Raw genomic sequence first — 1014 nt, forward strand, 5'->3', positions numbered from 1 at the left:
AGGGCCTGTGAGCGTAGCATTCCATAGCGTAGCCAGAACTCGCTGACCTCGTCCCGGTCCGAGCGGATGTTCACGATCCCTTGGGCCTCGATGGAGACGAACTGCCGCCGTTCGACCGTCTCCAGCAGGACGATCTGCCCGTTGACCCCGCTGTGCGCGGCCCGTCGGGTCGGCATCACCTGGATCTCCACGTTGCGCCTCCGGCTGCACTCCCGCAGGTGTGCGAGTTGCTCCGCCAGGACGGCGTTGCCGCCCACCGCCCGGCGAAGAGCGCCCTCTTCGAGGATGAACGAGAACACGACGCACGGGTTCTTGCGCGTCAGCAGGGACTGCCGGGCCAGCCGCGCGGTGAGCACGGCCTCCCCCGCGGTGAAGCAGCCGGCCGTGTTCGGCAGCACCTCCACGCCCAGCCTCCGCAGCACCGACAGCACCGACCCCTGCACCGAGGGGTCCACCCGCCGCATGGCGACGGTCGTCAGCTCGGTGCCGGACGCCACCAGCGCCCGCTCCAGCACGTCGAGGCTCGGCGCCCCGCCGGTGCCCATGATCAGCCGGGACGTGAAGGTCCGGCCGCCGAGGACAAGGGGATCGTCGGCAGGGGGGTGGCGGGCCACTGCGCGCGCGGGACGACGGTTTCGTTGAGGGCGGCGGCCACCCCGGAGGGCGCCGCGGTGAGCGACCTCACGACGAGGTCGAGAGCCGTGCCGGGCGGGAACTCCCGGGGCTCGCCGTTGACGGTGACGGTGACCGCGGTGACCGGGGCGTTCATACGGACTGCTCCGCCAGGACGGGGGCGCCGAAGCGCCGGGGGGTGAACGGGAGGGCCTCGTCGGGCAGCTCGCCGGTGGTCAGCACCCGCGCCATGGCGTCGCCGGTGACGGGCGTCAGCAGCACGCCGTTGCGGTGGTGTCCGGTGGCCAGCAGCAGGCCGTCGAGGCCGGTCGGGCCGAGCCGCGGCGCGTTGTCGGGGGAGCCGGGGCGCAGTCCGGCGGTCGTCTCGGTGAGCGGCAGCTC

General features: G+C 73.2%; 3 protein-coding genes. All 3 read right to left on the bottom strand.

Going from position 1 to position 1014, the window contains the following annotated elements; genetic code table 11:
- The coding region (locus tag LPA54_RS32865; RefSeq protein ID WP_228984408.1) for a Scr1 family TA system antitoxin-like transcriptional regulator at positions 1-545 on the bottom strand (545 nt) is incomplete at its 3' end.
- Between the two features lie 2 nt (positions 546-547).
- On the bottom strand, positions 548-769 hold the full coding sequence (gene thiS, locus LPA54_RS32870; protein WP_228984409.1) for a sulfur carrier protein ThiS: 222 nt from the start codon (positions 767-769) through the stop codon (positions 548-550).
- Positions 766-1014: FAD-dependent oxidoreductase (locus LPA54_RS32875; protein WP_228984410.1), on the bottom strand; the 249-nt coding region annotated here is incomplete at its 5' end. The genes LPA54_RS32875 and thiS, both read right to left, overlap by 4 nt.

Source organism: Streptomyces sp. DH12 (genome assembly GCF_020873895.1).
Classification (GTDB): Bacteria; Actinomycetota; Actinomycetes; order Streptomycetales; family Streptomycetaceae; genus Streptomyces.